The following is a 15,487-nucleotide window of genomic DNA, read 5'->3' as shown; positions in this document are numbered from 1 at the left end:
AAAATTACAGAATTTTTCGAGGTGAAATTATGGTACATACATCTACTTGTCCCCATTGCAATTCAAAACACTTTATTAAATACGGTAAATATAGATGCGTCCAAAGGTATCAATGTAAGGATTGTCTTAAGACTTTTAATGAAGGAACTGGACTCATCTGGCATAACACTAGAAAGAGTGTAGAACTTTGGGATAAATACACTCGCCTTATGCTATCTGGTGCTACTATAAGAGATTGCTCAGATAGACTAAATATTTGTATAGAGACTTCTTTTAGATGGAGACATAAAATACTTAAGCATATAGAAACTTATACTGATTCTAGAAGAACTCATATAGTTACAGCTATGAGACATACTAAATTTTTAGAAAACTTTAAGGGGCAAAAGGTACCTCCTGTTTGCACTATTTCTAGAAGAAAAAATATCTTTGTAGCTACAACTATTAACAAAAATAATTACTCTCTAGCTAAGATATCCTTTGATTCTATGAGCCCTACAAAAGAATCTATAGCTAATTTATTAAATGAGTTTAATCCTATATTTAATACTTACTTTTTACCAGGAAAAGATAGATTCTCTTACCTTGTATCAAAAAGATTAAACTATTCTCTTCATAAAAAGAAAGAAGTCGAAATCTCCAAAGAAGAAAGTGAAATTTTGCTTAGTAATTGTTCTAATTTTATATTGAATTTAAGAAGATGGCTTAGAAAATTTAGAAGCGTTGCAACAAAATATTTGCAAGTTTATTTAAATTGGTTTGTTTATATTTACGAAGGATCCTATGAAAAACATACTATTTTATCTAATTTAATAAGCTCTATTTTTTGTGTAAAAGTTATTTAATTTTTGTTATAAATTAGCCCTGATATAACTCTATTTTAATATCTTGTACTTAATTAATCTACTTGTCTATCTTCATTTATTTTCTAGAGCATGTCTTAATAATTTTTACTTGTCCAAAACATCAAAAATTTAACCCTATATAGCGAAAATCCCTTGTACCAATAATATCTCGTAACAATGTTATAGTTTTTTTAATTTTTATTTTTTTCTTTATTACTTAGGTTACTATTCCCATTTATTACCACATAATTAGAATATTACTACTAAAAATAATAATTTCACCTTTGTACTTTTTTCAAATAAAAAAAGGCGTATTAAATTTTTAATACGCCTTAAGTTTACTTATTTAATGTTATAGAATTCAGTAAATGCCTTAACTGTATAGAAGTTATCTTTTACTGAAGCTAACTCTCTTACTGAGTGCATTCCTAAAAGAGGAGCTCCCATATCAACAACTGGAATTCCTAAATCCGCTGCTGACATTGGTCCTATAGTAGTTCCCCCTTTAACGTCTGATCTATTAACAAACTTTTGAACTGGAACTTCTGCTCTTTTGCAAACTTCCATAAATATTGCTGAAGCAACACTATCAGTTGAATAACTTCCTGAAGCTGCAATTTTAATTACAGGTCCCATACCAAGTTTTGGTCTGTTTGTAGGATCATGTTTTTCAGGTAAGTTCGGGTGAACTGCGTGAGCTAAATCTGCTGAAATCATAACTGAGTTAGCTAAAGCTCTAAAGAAATCTTCAGTATTTCCACCAAGTGCTATTACAACTCTTTCTAAAAATCTTCTTAAAAGATTTGAGTTAGCTCCTTGTGCAGTTAAACTTCCTATTTCCTCATTATCTATGCAAACCATAACTTTAGTAGCTTTAATCTTTTCACTATCTAAAAGAGCTTTAATTCCTGCAAACACCATCCATTGATCATCTAATCTTCCAGTAGAAATTAATTCTTCATTGATTCCCATTACGCAACCTTTATTATATTCATATAAGAATAAATCAAAGTCTAATATATCTTCTGAATTTACCCCTAATTCTTCTACTAAAAGGCTCATTAAATAACCTTTCTTTTCTAATTCTTCATTAACAAATCCAACTAAAGGTAAAGTATCCTTTTGCTTATTAAAAGCATAACCTTCATTTACACTTCTATTCATATGGATAGCTATATTTGGAATTATTAATACAGGTTTATTTATATTTACTAATTTTATTTCTGGCTTAAGTGGTGATTCTCCTCTTAATGAAACTCTACCTGCAATACCTAAAGGTCTATCAAACCAAGTGCTTAAAATTGGTCCTCCATAAACCTCAGTATTTAATCTTACATATTTGTCTTCAACTTTCATCTCTGCGTTTGGTTTAATTCTAAAACCTGGCGCATCAGTGTGAGCTCCGATAAGTCTAAACCCATCTTCTATAACGCTTCCAGTTCCAACTTCAAAAGCTATAACTGCTGAATCATTTTTCTTTAAGTAATATTTTTCACCTGATTTTAGGTTCCATGAATCTTTTTCAAATAACTCAACGAATCCTTCTTTATCTAACATCTCTTTAACTGTACTAGCTGCGTGATATTGAGTTGGACTCGCATATATAAAATCAACTAGTTCATTTGCTAATTTCTTTTCCATAATTTATCCCTCCTAGGATTTTCTCTAATGTTTTTCTTATATTTTACCACATTTAAAGGTAATAATTAAAATTAATAAATAGTGAAAAGTTACTAAAAAAGCCAGTTAATCAAATTTAATATATTCCTTTTCTATAAAACCACATCTTTTATCAAACATAGCATCATATTCTATCTTGCACCAACTATCCCTATCTTCAATTACTTTAATCTTAGTTCCATTTAAAAGGTAAGCTAAAACAAATTCATTTAAATCTGGACCCTTTCTAACTTGTATGTTAATATTAGCGCCGTGTATTACACCTTCTTTATTAACTATATTTTCTTCTATTTCTTTAGCTTTTATAGACTTTTCTTTACATTCTGTAAATTCAATAGCTTCGTTAAATTGCTCCTCTAATTCAGAAAGCTTTCGAATTTCTAATTCCTCTTCCAAAAGCTCTTCTAAAGATAGATTTTTATATTCTAAAAAATCCTTAGAAACAAATCCAAATACCATCTTCCTTCCATTTTCTACTATAGTTTTATAATGGCATTCCCCTTCTTCATAAATATAAACCTCTTCGTCTCTATTTATATAACCTACTATATTTGAATCATTTATACCACTTTCTTTAACTTTTATCTTAGAGATAACACTATTTATTTTAGCTTTACCTACAGGATTATCTAAATTATTAATCCCTGAAATTTTAAGCTTAAACTTATGCCATATAAAGTCTTCTTTTAATTCTAAAGGGCAAGTGCAATCTGAAATATCACTATGCCTAACAACATTCTTTAAATCTATTTTATACTTATTAATTAAAGCTCTAACTAGTTTCACTATATTATCAAAAACATCAGAAGGATTCATATAATCTCTAAGTATAAAGCTTATCCCTATCGAAGTTGAATTAGAAATTTCCCGCACTCTACTTCCTTTAACATGTAAGGCTCTTTTATTATCACTAAGTAAATTTATTATTTCTTTATCTGAAACAACATAATGAACTGACTCTTTAGCTTTATCATTTTTTGATACATAATTTACATAATCATCTATTGAGTAAAATTCTTCTTCTAATATACTATGTAAAACAATATAATTTATCTTTATATCAAATCCCTTAGTATAATTAATATCTATGAAATTATGATTAACTTCTATGTTATTTATCCTCATAATACTCAATTTCTCCTCTCATATAAACTAAAAATGTAAGCTATTTTTATTATATCATACAGAGTTCCATATAAGTTATATTTTTCCATTTAATTTGATTAATATTTACCCTTAATATACAATAGAAATAATAAATAAAATTAGGAGAGTTCGATAAATGATTTCAAATTTTTTAGTAAATAAATTCGTAAAAAATAGTGAAAACATAAAAGATAGAACCGTAAGAAATGCTTACGGTCAGCTTGGCGGAGTTATAGGAATTATTATAAATTTAATTTTATTTGCCATAAAGCTTTCTGTTGGAGTTTTAATTTCAAGTATAGCTGTAATGGCAGATGCTTTTAATAACTTAAGCGATGCAGCATCTTCAATAGTAACTATAATAGGCTTTAAATTATCAAATATGCCAGCAGACGAAAAGCATCCTTTTGGTCACGGACGTATAGAATACTTATCAGCCTTAGTAGTATCTTTTATGGTTATAATCGTAGGATTACAATTTATTAAAGCTTCTTTTGAGAGGATTTTAAACCCAGAAGTAATAGAATTTCAAATAGTACCATTTATATTACTTTTAATTTCAATCTTCTTAAAGTTTTGGTTATCTGGTTTTAATAAATTTATAGGAACTACAATTAACTCATCAGCTTTAAAAGCTGCTGCAACTGATGCTTTAGGTGATGTATTTACCTCTTCATGTGTTGCTATATCATTCCTTGCATCAAAATTTACTACATTCCCTATAGATGGTTATATAGGTATTTTAGTTGCACTATTTATAGTTTATTCTGGTATAACTTTAGTTAAAGAAACTATAGACCCTTTACTTGGAGAAGCACCAGACCCTGAATTAGTTAAAGATATTAAAGAAATGCTTTTATCATATGATCATATAACTGGTCTTCATGATTTAGTAGTTCATAACTACGGTCCTGGTAGATGTATGGCTTCTGTACACGCCGAAATACCTAGTAATATAGATGTTATGGAAATTCATAATATAATTGATAAAGCAGAACGTGATATATCTAAAGCTTTAAATATTTACTTAGTAATTCATATGGATCCTATCTGCCTTTCAACAGATGAAATTAAAGAAGCTTATAAAGAGGTTCAAAAGATAGTAGATTATAACCCTCTAATAAAATCAATGCACGATTTTAGATTAGTAGGTGAAGGAGATGAAAAGAATCTTATATTTGATATAGTAGTTAATTCCAAGTTTTTAAAACATGTAATGACAGAATCAGAATTAAAAACAACTATCAAAAATGAAGTTAAAAAAATTCATCCATTATATAATTGCATAATTACTATAGACCACGAATACATTTAAAAAAAAGCTCTAAATTTAGGGCTTTTTTCTTTACGCTGAATTGCCATTTTTTGCTATAATTATAATGTGAGGATTAAATTTTATCTTTAAGGAGGGTTTTATGTATTGTTCTGAATGTGGAAGTGAACTTAATTCAAATGGATTTTGCAATAATCCATATTGTAATAACTCTGAAAAAAGAAAATCTTTCTTTAATTCAAACGAATTTGAGGAATCTAACAAACTAGATTTTAATAGTTCTAATTTTGAAAAATTAGATGATAGCTACACTATAGATGAATGTAATATTAAAAGTTACCTTAACCTAGATAAGTATTATATAGATAAGTGGGCTTTGTATGAAAAAGATAATAACTTTTTATATTGGAATAATTCATCTTGTATCTTTAGCTGTTTTTGGCTTATCTATAGAAAGTTATATGTTTATGCACTTTTATTTATAGCTACAATTATTTTATCTATCATATTTTTAAAAGAATATACTTTTTTAATTTATCCAGTCCTATGTATATCTTTAGGTGCTGTTTCTAACAATTTATATATTAAAAATGTTATTAAAACTATAGATAAAACTAAGGCTAAGTATCATTCATTATCACAAAATGAAATTAATATACTTCTTGAATCTAAAGGCTCTAAAAACTTACCTATAACTATAGTAAGCGTAGTTTTAATGTTCTTTGTAGCAATAGTTTGGATACTTAATATAATTGCAAACTGGTAAAATTCATTATAACTTTAATTTTGCACTTTACTGAATACCAAAGAAAAGTGGCGTTGGCATAGTATCTACATCAAATAAAGTGGCTTTGCCACGCTATCTAATTGCCTTTCTTTTTTGATTTGAGAACCTTATTTTAATGTTAACTTAAATAATCTATTATAACTTTAATTTTATAGTTTACTATAAATCAAAAAAGATTGTGAAATTTAAATTTCACAATCTTTTTATTTTCTATAAAACTTTAGATAAAAAGCTTTCTGTTCTTTCATTTTTAGGATTATCGAAGACTTCCTCTGGAGTCCCTTCCTCAACTATTACACCTTCATCCATAAATAAAATCCTATCTCCAACTTCTTTTGCAAAGCCCATCTCGTGAGTAACTATTATCATAGTCATTCCTTCTTTTGCTAAAGATTTCATAACATTTAATACTTCCCCAACCATCTCTGGGTCAAGTGCAGATGTTGGTTCATCAAAAAGCATAACATCTGGGTCCATAGCAAGAGCTCTTGCTATAGCTATTCTTTGCTTTTGCCCTCCTGATAAAGAATTTGGATATGCATTTTTCTTTTCTAAAAGTCCAACTCTATCTAATAATTCTTCTGCCTTTTTTATAGATTCTTCTTTCCCGTTCCCTTTAACCTTTATTTGAGCCATCGTTAAATTTTCTAATACTGTTTTATGTGGAAAAAGATTAAACTGCTGAAATACCATTCCCATCTTTTCTCTTATCTTATTTATATTTACGCTTTTATCTACGATATTTTGTCCCTCAAAAATTATATCCCCACTAGTTGGTGTTTCTAAAAGGTTTAAGCATCTTAAAAATGTTGATTTACCTGACCCTGAAGGTCCTATAACAACTACAACTTCACCTTTTTCTATGTTTTCATCAATACCTTTTAATACTTTATGTTTTCCAAATGATTTTTCTAAATTCTTAACGCATATCACTAGCTTTCATCCTCCTTTCAAGATACCCCATAAGTCTTCCTAAAGAGAAAGTCATTACAAAATAAAATCCTGCTATAACTATTAGTGGTTCAAGTTGAAGGTATGTAGCCCCTGTTACTATCTTTGATTTAAACATAAGCTCCCCAACTCCGATTACTGAAGCTATAGATGATTCTTTTATAACTGCTACAAACTCATTACCTACAGCAGGTAAAATATTTTTTACAGCTTGTGGTAAGATAACAAGTCTCATAGCTTGTCCTCTGTTCATCCCTAAACTTCTTGCAGCTTCCATCTGCCCTTTATCAACAGCTTCTACACCAGATCTTATAATTTCAGCTACATACGCTGCTGAATTTAAAGAAATTGCAATAACTGCAGCCTCAACTACCCCTATATCTATACCAAAAAATAATGCTGTCCCTGTATATGCTAAGTATATTTGGAGAATTATAGGTGTTCCTCTAATTATTTCAATATAAACAGTTGCGATTATTTTTAATGGTTTGAATTTTCCAATTCCAAAGTTAGATTCTCTTAAAAAGTATAATAAAGCACCAAGTAGTGTTCCTACAAAGACTGATATAAGAGAAATTATTAATGTCATTTTTGCTCCATCTACAAATACCCCAAAGAATTGAGGTAAAAAGGAGAAGTCAAATTTATAGCCCATACGTCCTAGCCCCTTTCAATTTAAATACATAGGATGCTTTATAAAGTTATAAAACACCCTATCCTTTTAAATTATCTTTAAATTTATATATTAAAACTATTTATTTCTTTATTTGTTTTGATGATAATTCAGTAGCACTTACTATATATTCATCAAGTTTTCCACTATCTTTTAACTTCTTGATAGTTTTATTAACTTCTGCTACTAATTCCGGCTCGTTCTTTTTAACTGCTACAGCATTTCCGCCGCTTTCGTCATTAAAAGTTATATTAGTTGATTTTAAATTATCGCTAGATTTTACAGCCATCTCTGCAACTGGTTTTTCTGTAACTAGAGCATCGATTTTTCCACCCTTTAATTCTAAAATTAAACTATTTACATCTGCTAAAAATTTAGGATCTTTTGCTTTTATTACTTCATTTGTTATATCAGCTTGAGTTGATCCAAGTTGTGCCCCAACTTTTTTATCTTTTAAATCATCTACAGTTTTAAATTTCTCTGCATTTTGAGAATTTGCAAGAACTGCATGCTGAGCTGTGTAGTAAATATCAGAAAAATCTACTCTCTTTGCTCTCTCAGGGTCTGGATTCATCCCTGAAATTATCATATCAACTTGTCCTGCTGGAAGTGCCCCTAAAAGTGAATTAAATTCCATCTCTTTTATAGTAAGCTTAACCCCTAAGTCTTTAGCTATCTCTTTAGCTAAATCAACATCAAATCCTACTACTGTGTCTTTTCCGTCTATCATCGCATGAAATTCGTAAGGTGCATAATCAGCACTTAGCCCAACTACTAATTCGCCCTTATCTTTTATAGATTGAAGCATATTCTTATCTTCTTTACTCCCAGTACTTTCACTACTTCCACAAGCTACTAAACTAAAAGCCATAACTCCAACAAGTGCGATTCCCATTATTTTTTTTAATAATCCTTTTTTCATATTTTAAAACCCCCGTCTTATTTATTACTTATTGATTCATTTTTAACTTAGCATAATTATACACTATATTTATATTTTTATGCAAGTATTTTGTATATTTTTTTATTTTTTATTTATTTTTATGCATATGTAAACTATTAACAACTCTTATACACAATTATTTCACATTCTTTTTATCACCAAAATATAGGCCTACTTATATAATGTATTATCCAAAAACCCAAATATGTTAGGAGTTGATATTTTGAATAATGCTAAAAAACGTGATTTATTCCTAGGTGGAAATACATCAAAAGGTTTCTATAATTTATTTGATAATTTAATATCTCAAGAGGAAGCAAATAGAATAGTTTGTTTAAAAGGTGGACCTGGTACTGGAAAATCTTCTCTAATGAAAAAGGTAGGCTTTCACTTTTTAACAGAAGGATATGATGTTGAATTATTTCATTGTTCATCTGACGATCAATCTTTAGATGGAGTTCTTGTTAAAGGCTTAAACGTTGCAATAGTAGATGGAACTGCACCTCACATAGTTGACCCTATAAATCCTGGTGCTGTTGATAATGTAGTTAACTTAGCTGACGGATTAGATTCAGAATCTATATCTAAAAATAAGAAAGAAATTATGGGATACGCGTCAGAAATAGGCGATTGTTTTAAACGTGCATATACTTACTTTGGTGCTTGCAAACATCTTTATGAGGATTGGATACATCTAAACGAACTTACTTTAGATGAAAATTCTATAGATAAATTTACAGAGTCTCTTAAAAATATGATTTTACCTATAGCTAAAATATCTTCTTTAGGAAAAGAACGTCATTTATTTGCTACAGCTTTTACTCCAAATGGAATTGTATCTTACACTAAAAATATAGCTGAGAGCGTTCCTACTAAATATATTATAAAAGGTGAACCTGGTCTTTATAAAAATACTGTCTTAAGAAATTTAGGAAGATTATCTCAAACTTATGGTTATAATGTTGAATACTTCCATAATCCATTAATCCCTTCTAAATTAGAGCATATAGTTATTCCTGAACTTGGAGTTGGTGTCTTTAGTAGAAATGAGTTATCTAAGGTTGACTTAGATGGTACTGTTTATAACATGGAAGATTTCTGCGATAAGACTATGCTAAAATCATTAAATGATGAAATAGAATTTAATAAAATTGAATTAGATATTCTTTTAAATAAAGGTTTATCATTAATAACTAAAGCAAAACTTATACACGACGAACTTGAAAAATTCTATGTTTCTAATATGGATTTCAACCTTGTTAATGATTACTATAGTAAAATAGTTTCAAAATTCGAATCTTATAAATAATGCAAAATATGCTACAGATATAATTTAACTGTAGCATATTTTATAACCCTAAAACCGCTCTTAATCTTATCCTAATAAAGTAAATCTAATAAACTTTATACACTTTAAATAAATATTGAATTTATAACACTATAATTATATAAAGGAGAAATTATATGATTGAAGATCAAAAGTCTTATAATAGAAAAATCCTTGGAAAGCTAGACTCTTTAGGTATTAAGATAAATAGAATTGAAAGACTTATTATAGACATAAATTTAGATGAAGATTCTATAATATATAGTAATGATTTACCTTTAGATTATTTAGAACAAAATATAATTTCTGCATCACAAATTTTAGGTGACTAATTTTAAAAAGTTTTATATAAAATAAAAACAGGGTTTTGCACTAAACATTTTGTGCAAAACCCTGTTAATTTTAAATTAATCTTCTTTTTTAATTACTGATAATCTGTGAAGTGCTCTAGTACACATAATATATTTAACTAGGTTTGGAGTTTCTAATTCATCTTCTACTATTATAACTCCATCAAACTCAAGACCTTTTGCATAGTATGCAGGAACTAAAACTTTTCCACCTTTATATAAAATATCATTTCTATCAAAAGTAAGTATTTTTACTTTTCCTTTTAGAAGGTGTGAAATTTCTTTAAGATCTTTTTTGTTTTTAGTTACTACAGCGATACTTGTAAGTCCGTCTTCTTCATAATCTTCTATTAAGTTAACTATAGTGTCTACAAGTTCTTCTTTTCCTTTAACTTCTTCTTCTAAGACAGCTTCACCGTTTCTAACTAAAGGAATTATTCTATCTTCATTTAGGAAGTTACTTGCGTATTCCATAATTTGTTGAGTTGATCTATAACTTTTATTTAATGAGAAACTTAATAATTTATCATTAAATACTTCGTTTAAGTTAAGCATAGCTGGAACGTCACTAGTTTCTATAAGTCTTTGATTGCTATCTCCAACTATTGTGTAACTATTACAATCTGTAAGTTCTCTTAACACTTTAAATTGAATGTAGCTGTAATCTTGAGCTTCATCTATTACTATATGCTTATATTCTTTTGAAGTCTTTTTACCTTGAAGCTTAATCATTAGATAAAGTATTCCAGCTAAATCCATAAAGGTTAACTTTTCTGAATCAGTTATTCTTTTGTAGATAGTTACAACATTCTCTGTATCTATCCAGCTATTAAGTTCTTCTCTAGCATTCATAACTTCTCTTATTATTTCTCTAATTCTTAATCTTCTATGGAAATCTAAATTATTCTTTTCAAATATAACTTCGTCTTTAGGAAGTGATTCTAATTTTTTTAAGATAGAGCTATTTAGCATTCTTACAGCTTCATCTCTCTTATCTTTTATTTTAGAAATTATGATTCTTTTAATCTTTTCACTTCTTCTAAATAAAGGCATATAAGCGTAATGCTTATTAAATAATTCTTCTATTTCTTCTTTTGATAAAATTTCTTCATTAAAGAAAGTAACAGGCTTAATTTTGAAGTAATTTAAACTCATATCTTCTATAGATGCGTCTAACTTTTCTAAGAATTCTTTTGAATTCTTTTCTTTATATTCATCTAAAGCTTCCTCGTTACCTTTCATAGCTTCTTCTATGTAGTGAGAAAACTCTGTGAAATCTTCTTTTAAACCTATTTCTTTAGCTGCAAAACTTTCAAAAGTCATACTTTCTATTCCGTCTTCTCCAAGCGAAGGTAGAACTTGTGCTATATAATCCATAAATACATCGTTTGGTCCAAGGATTAATATCTTATCTCCAAATTGTTTTCTGTAATTATATAAAAGATATGAAACTCTATGAAGTGCTATAGTTGTTTTACCTGAACCTGCAACTCCGTTAACTACAACCGCCTTATCTTTTGGTGCTCTAATTATTTCATCTTGCTCTTCTTGTATAGTCATAACTATATCTTTAAGCTTTTCTCCAGAGTTTGATGTTAAAACCATTTGAAGTATTTCATCTTTAACATCTATTGCAGAATCAAATATACCTTTTAAAGAACCATTTTTAACTATAAGTTGTCTTCTTCCAAGTATAGTTGCATTTATGTCCCCAACAGGTGATTTGTAAGTAGATTCACCTAAACTACCTTTATAAAATAAAGATGCAATAGGAGCACGCCAGTCAACTATGACTGGCTCAAAGCTTTGTTCTTTAGTTAAGCCAAATCTTCCTATATAAAGCTCCTCTGCAATATTTTCTTCTCCTTCAGTAAATGTTACTTTACCGAAATAAGGTGATTCTTTAAGAGCAGTATATTCCTTTAGTTTTCTATCTATAGTTTTAAAAGCTTCCTCTTTTACGTAAGCTTCGTGGTCAAAGTAGTCAAGCACCTTATCCTCATCATCTCGATATTCTTCAATAACCTTTTTTCTATAATCTACTATATAGTCTGTAATGTATTTTCTTTTTCCAAGATAGTTTAATATCTCTTCGTTTAATATGTTTAATGTTTCGTTTAAGTGCTTTTCTTCCATTAGGAAATCTAAATCTTTACTCACTCTAATCTCCTTCTTATCCTTTATTTGAATCGTCGTCCATTAGTTTAAATGGTTCGTCTTCATCTGAACCTTTATCGTCGCCCTCTCTATCTAGCTCTTCTAAATTTTTCTTCGCGATTTCAAGTGCGTGTTCTTTTTCTTCTGTACTAGCTATTGTCTTAGCTTCTTCTTCAGCCTTTTTCTTTTCTTCTTCCTCTTGAGCTTTTATTCTAGCTTTTAAGTCTTCTTCGGCTTTTTTCTTTTCTTCTAAGATAGCTTTCTTTCTTTCTCTAGCTTTTTCTCTTTCTTTTTTAACTTTTTCATCCTTCTCTTTTAATTCAGGATATTTTTCATATACTATATCCATAAATTCTTCACCGTAAATAGTTTCATTTTCTAGAAGGTATGAAGTTATTTTATCTAAAAGATCTCTATTATCTTTTAAGATAGTTCTAGCTTTTTTGTGGCAAGTTCTTATTATTTCAAGTACTGCCATATCAACTCTAGTTGAAGTTTCTTCACTACAGTTTCTAACTGCTCTTCCATCTAAATATCTGTTTTGGATTGACTCTAGAGCCATCATATCAAACTCATCTGTCATACCATACATAGTTACTATACTTCTTGCAGTTTGTGTTGCTCTTTCTATATCGTTTGAAGCACCAGTAGACATTTGTTTAAATACCTCTTCTTCTGCACTTCTTCCTCCAAGCATAACTGCAATTTGGTTCATAAGCTCTTCTTTAGATACTAAGTATTTTTCCTCTTCTGGTAATTGCATAGTATATCCTAAAGCTCCCATAGTTCTAGGAACTATAGTGATTTTGTGAACTGGGTCTGTTCCATCAAGTAAAGCTGCAACTAGTGCGTGCCCTACCTCGTGGTAAGCAACTGCATTTTGTTCCTTTTTAGAAAGTATTCTATCTTTCTTTTCTTTACCTGCAATTATATCTTCAACAGCTTCTCTTAAATCTTCTTGAGAAACTTCTTTTCTTCCTTCTCTTACAGCTCTAAGTGCACCTTCATTCATTATGTTTGCAAGGTCAGCCCCTACAGCACCTGGTGTACTTTTTGCTATTTCTTCTAAGTTTACATCTTCTGCAAGCTTAACATCTTTTGAGTGAACTTTAAGTATAGCTTCTCTTCCTGGAAGGTCAGGTCTATCTACTATAACTCTTCTATCAAATCTACCTGGTCTAAGTAGTGCTTTATCTAATATCTCTGGTCTATTTGTAGCAGCTAAAATAACTATAGCTTTATTAGAGTCAAATCCGTCCATCTCAGCTAGAAGTTGGTTTAGAGTTTGTTCTCTTTCATCGTTACTTTGAAGCTGGCTATCTCTACTTTTACCTACTGCATCGATCTCATCTATAAAGATAATACAAGGTGCTTTTTCTTGAGCATCTTTAAATAATTCCCTAACTCTCTTAGCACCAGCACCAACAAACATCTCAACGAAGCTTGAACCTGAAATTGAGAAAAATGGTACTTTAGCTTCTCCTGCAACAGCTTTTGCAAGAAGAGTTTTACCTGTTCCTGGAGGTCCTACAAGTAGAGCTCCTTTAGGTAATTTTGCTCCTATTTCTGAGTATTTTCTAGGGTTATTTAAGTAATCAATAACCTCTTCTAAAGATTCTTTTGCTTCTTCTTGACCTGCAACGTCTTTAAAAGTTACTCCTATTTCATCTTCCATATAAACTTTAGCGTTGTTTTTGCCCATAGACATAACGCCTCCGCCCATTTTTCCTGCCATTTTTGAGAATAATAATCTCCAAATTAAAAACATTACTAGAAGCATTACACCATTTATAAGTAATGATTCTAATATAGGCGATCTAGTAGGATTTTGACCTGTAAAATAAATTTTTGAATTTTTTAATTCTTGTATTAAATTAGGGTCTCCTAAATTCGCTGTATATAAAGTTTTCCCTTTTTCTGAACTAGTATCCTTTGGAGTTGCAATTAAGTTTTCTTGAGTTACTACTACTTTTGAAAACTCTTTGTTTTGAAGCATCTCTAAAAATTGGTTGTAGCCTATTTCTTTATTCATCGCGTTATTTCTTAAGTAATTAAAAGAAAAAATTATAGCTACTGCAATTATGAAATAAATAATCCCTGTTTTGTTTCTTTTAGAACCATTATTCATATTGTTAAACTTATTGTTTAAGTTATCTTTTAAGTTATTTTTGTTTGAAGCCATCTTTCCACCTCTTCCTATAGTTATTTTAGTTTTGGTTTAAAAACCCAATCTGGCTAAAAGGATAAATCCTAACTTGAGCTTTTCCTTGAATTTTATCAGCATCTATATAAGGGTTTTTCCAATACCTTGAGTCATATGAGTTTGCTCTATTATCTCCTAAGAAGAAATATTTTCCTTCTGGAACTACAAATTCTGCATAACTTTCCTTTGGATATTTTACGTAATCTTGGTTTATTTCTTTTCCATTTACATATACCTTACCTGCATTTATCTCTATCTTATCGCCTGGAAGTCCTATAAGCCTTTTTATAAGAGTTTTTCCAAGTTCATCAGAGTCAAATACAACTATATCACCTGTTTTAAGGTTATCTGGATTATAAACTCTAGTAACTAAAAGTCTATCTCCTACATTTAAAGTAGGTTCCATAGACGAACTAGGTATATATACTGGGAATATTAAAAACTTTTTAATTAAAAGTCCAAGTATTACTGCGCATACTATCGGTATACCCCAATCTAAAAGCGGATTTTTCTTTTTAACTTTGTTTTTATTTCTCTCACTTCTAGATCCTAATTCCATAAATATCTACCTTTATATGCTTCATTAATTCTAATCAATCATTCCACATCCCTTCCATAAGCTGCTCTATTTCATTTTGTCTTTCTTTAGTTTTAACTTTATCAAAGTAGTACCCGTCACCTTTTTTAATTAAAACATCTCCTTCTTTAGCAGTTGTTTTAATTTGGTTTTTAGATACATCTATAGTTTTTCCATCTTCTGTTTCTAAAACATAAAGATCATTTTCAATTCTATCTAAAATAAACTTTTCCATATACTACTCCCTATTATTATAATTCTCCTTTTTAAGTATATCACAAATTGCAACATTAATTCTAAACTAGAAAATTTTTTCACTTAAGATTAATAAATTAATTATTTTAGTTACACTATTTATATTTTATTTTTAAATTTATCATAAAAAAGCATGATTAATGCTTTTTTATTATCTATTAGATCTATACCTCTATAGTAATCTTAATTTACCCTACAATATTGTTTTGCTTCTTTGTTGGTATTTTAAAGTATTTGCGTGAATAGAGACTATTTTTTATGTCCATAATCAAAATATCTAAAAAAATAAAAAAATTTTTCGAGGTGAGATTATGGTACAT

14 protein-coding genes are annotated in these 15,487 nt (G+C 29.1%); 5 read left to right on the top strand and 9 right to left on the bottom strand.

The window, feature by feature from the left end; genetic code table 11:
• Nucleotides 1-29: 29 nt before the first annotated feature.
• A complete protein-coding gene (locus INR60_RS08050; RefSeq protein ID WP_194191001.1) occupies nucleotides 30-845 on the top strand; it encodes an IS1/IS1595 family N-terminal zinc-binding domain-containing protein in 816 nt (271 codons plus the stop codon).
• Nucleotides 846-1,187: 342 nt separating this feature from the next.
• On the opposite strand, the gene INR60_RS08045 is transcribed toward INR60_RS08050, so the two are convergent.
• Nucleotides 1,188-2,486 (bottom strand): M18 family aminopeptidase, encoded by a 1,299-nt coding sequence (locus INR60_RS08045; RefSeq protein WP_194191000.1) that lies wholly within the window; start codon nucleotides 2,484-2,486, stop codon nucleotides 1,188-1,190.
• A gap of 105 nt (nucleotides 2,487-2,591) precedes the next feature.
• Nucleotides 2,592-3,650 (bottom strand): N-acetylmuramoyl-L-alanine amidase, encoded by a 1,059-nt coding sequence (locus tag INR60_RS08040; protein WP_194190999.1) that lies wholly within the window; start codon nucleotides 3,648-3,650, stop codon nucleotides 2,592-2,594.
• A 157-nt stretch (nucleotides 3,651-3,807) separates the two neighbouring features.
• Between INR60_RS08040 and INR60_RS08035 the strand changes: the two genes are divergently transcribed.
• Nucleotides 3,808-4,986, top strand: coding sequence for a cation diffusion facilitator family transporter (locus INR60_RS08035; RefSeq protein WP_194190998.1), 1,179 nt, complete (start codon nucleotides 3,808-3,810; stop codon nucleotides 4,984-4,986).
• 100 nt (nucleotides 4,987-5,086) lie between these two features.
• The gene (locus INR60_RS08030) at nucleotides 5,087-5,710 is read left to right on the top strand and encodes a DUF2628 domain-containing protein (protein ID WP_194190997.1); all 624 of its coding nucleotides are present in this window, start codon (nucleotides 5,087-5,089) and stop codon (nucleotides 5,708-5,710) included.
• Nucleotides 5,711-5,941: 231 nt separating this feature from the next.
• On the opposite strand, the gene INR60_RS08025 is transcribed toward INR60_RS08030, so the two are convergent.
• The 3 genes from INR60_RS08025 to INR60_RS08015 form a co-directional block, all read right to left on the bottom strand.
• Nucleotides 5,942-6,664 carry an ATP-binding cassette domain-containing protein gene (locus INR60_RS08025; RefSeq protein ID WP_194190996.1) on the bottom strand — a complete coding sequence of 241 codons (723 nt, stop codon included), beginning with the start codon at nucleotides 6,662-6,664 and terminating at the stop codon, nucleotides 5,942-5,944.
• Complete coding sequence (locus INR60_RS08020) at nucleotides 6,651-7,337, bottom strand: amino acid ABC transporter permease (protein WP_194190995.1); 687 nt, start codon at nucleotides 7,335-7,337, stop codon at nucleotides 6,651-6,653. The genes INR60_RS08025 and INR60_RS08020 overlap by 14 nt, the downstream gene beginning before the upstream one ends.
• Nucleotides 7,338-7,437: 100 nt before the next feature.
• The gene (locus INR60_RS08015) at nucleotides 7,438-8,277 is read right to left on the bottom strand and encodes a transporter substrate-binding domain-containing protein (RefSeq protein WP_194190994.1); all 840 of its coding nucleotides are present in this window, start codon (nucleotides 8,275-8,277) and stop codon (nucleotides 7,438-7,440) included.
• A 244-nt stretch (nucleotides 8,278-8,521) separates the two neighbouring features.
• Here INR60_RS08015 and INR60_RS08010 point away from each other — a divergent pair, with 244 nt between their 5' ends.
• Together INR60_RS08010 and INR60_RS08005 are read left to right on the top strand one after the other, a co-directional pair.
• Nucleotides 8,522-9,607 carry a P-loop domain-containing protein gene (locus tag INR60_RS08010; RefSeq protein ID WP_194190993.1) on the top strand — a complete coding sequence of 362 codons (1,086 nt, stop codon included), beginning with the start codon at nucleotides 8,522-8,524 and terminating at the stop codon, nucleotides 9,605-9,607.
• A gap of 155 nt (nucleotides 9,608-9,762) precedes the next feature.
• Nucleotides 9,763-9,957: a hypothetical protein gene (locus INR60_RS08005; protein ID WP_194190992.1), complete on the top strand. Its 195-nt coding sequence runs from the start codon at nucleotides 9,763-9,765 to the stop codon at nucleotides 9,955-9,957.
• 75 nt (nucleotides 9,958-10,032) lie between these two features.
• Here INR60_RS08005 and INR60_RS08000 read toward each other — a convergent pair whose 3' ends face one another.
• The 4 genes from INR60_RS08000 to INR60_RS07985 form a co-directional block, all read right to left on the bottom strand.
• Nucleotides 10,033-12,135, bottom strand: coding sequence for a UvrD-helicase domain-containing protein (locus tag INR60_RS08000; protein ID WP_194190991.1), 2,103 nt, complete (start codon nucleotides 12,133-12,135; stop codon nucleotides 10,033-10,035).
• Nucleotides 12,136-12,148: 13 nt separating this feature from the next.
• Nucleotides 12,149-14,260, bottom strand: coding sequence for an ATP-dependent zinc metalloprotease FtsH (gene ftsH, locus INR60_RS07995; RefSeq protein ID WP_194191385.1), 2,112 nt, complete (start codon nucleotides 14,258-14,260; stop codon nucleotides 12,149-12,151).
• A 79-nt stretch (nucleotides 14,261-14,339) separates the two neighbouring features.
• Nucleotides 14,340-14,894: a signal peptidase I gene (lepB, locus tag INR60_RS07990; protein ID WP_194190990.1), complete on the bottom strand. Its 555-nt coding sequence runs from the start codon at nucleotides 14,892-14,894 to the stop codon at nucleotides 14,340-14,342.
• 34 nt (nucleotides 14,895-14,928) lie between these two features.
• Nucleotides 14,929-15,147 (bottom strand): DUF3006 domain-containing protein, encoded by a 219-nt coding sequence (locus tag INR60_RS07985; RefSeq protein WP_194190989.1) that lies wholly within the window; start codon nucleotides 15,145-15,147, stop codon nucleotides 14,929-14,931.
• Nucleotides 15,148-15,487 lie beyond the last annotated feature (340 nt).

Source organism: Clostridium chrysemydis (genome assembly GCF_015234215.1).
Taxonomy (GTDB): Bacteria; Bacillota; Clostridia; order Clostridiales; family Clostridiaceae; genus Clostridium; species Clostridium chrysemydis.
The sequence above is the reverse complement of the archived record's forward strand: the minus strand, read 5'-3'. Positions and strand labels throughout refer to the sequence as shown.

Bases quoted from the DNA above. Each gene is read 5' to 3' on its own strand.
- INR60_RS08050 (WP_194191001.1), top strand. From the start codon at position 30: ATGGTACATACATCTACTTGTCCCCATTGCAATTCAAAACACTTTATT.
- INR60_RS08045 (WP_194191000.1), bottom strand. From the start codon at position 2,486: ATGGAAAAGAAATTAGCAAATGAACTAGTTGATTTTATATATGCGAGT.
- INR60_RS08040 (WP_194190999.1), bottom strand. From the start codon at position 3,650: ATGAGGATAAATAACATAGAAGTTAATCATAATTTCATAGATATTAAT.
- INR60_RS08035 (WP_194190998.1), top strand. From the start codon at position 3,808: ATGATTTCAAATTTTTTAGTAAATAAATTCGTAAAAAATAGTGAAAAC.
- INR60_RS08030 (WP_194190997.1), top strand. From the start codon at position 5,087: ATGTATTGTTCTGAATGTGGAAGTGAACTTAATTCAAATGGATTTTGC.
- INR60_RS08020 (WP_194190995.1), bottom strand. From the start codon at position 7,337: ATGGGCTATAAATTTGACTTCTCCTTTTTACCTCAATTCTTTGGGGTA.
- INR60_RS08015 (WP_194190994.1), bottom strand. From the start codon at position 8,277: ATGAAAAAAGGATTATTAAAAAAAATAATGGGAATCGCACTTGTTGGA.
- INR60_RS08005 (WP_194190992.1), top strand. From the start codon at position 9,763: ATGATTGAAGATCAAAAGTCTTATAATAGAAAAATCCTTGGAAAGCTA.
- ftsH (WP_194191385.1), bottom strand. From the start codon at position 14,260: ATGAATAATGGTTCTAAAAGAAACAAAACAGGGATTATTTATTTCATA.
- lepB (WP_194190990.1), bottom strand. From the start codon at position 14,894: ATGGAATTAGGATCTAGAAGTGAGAGAAATAAAAACAAAGTTAAAAAG.
- INR60_RS07985 (WP_194190989.1), bottom strand. From the start codon at position 15,147: ATGGAAAAGTTTATTTTAGATAGAATTGAAAATGATCTTTATGTTTTA.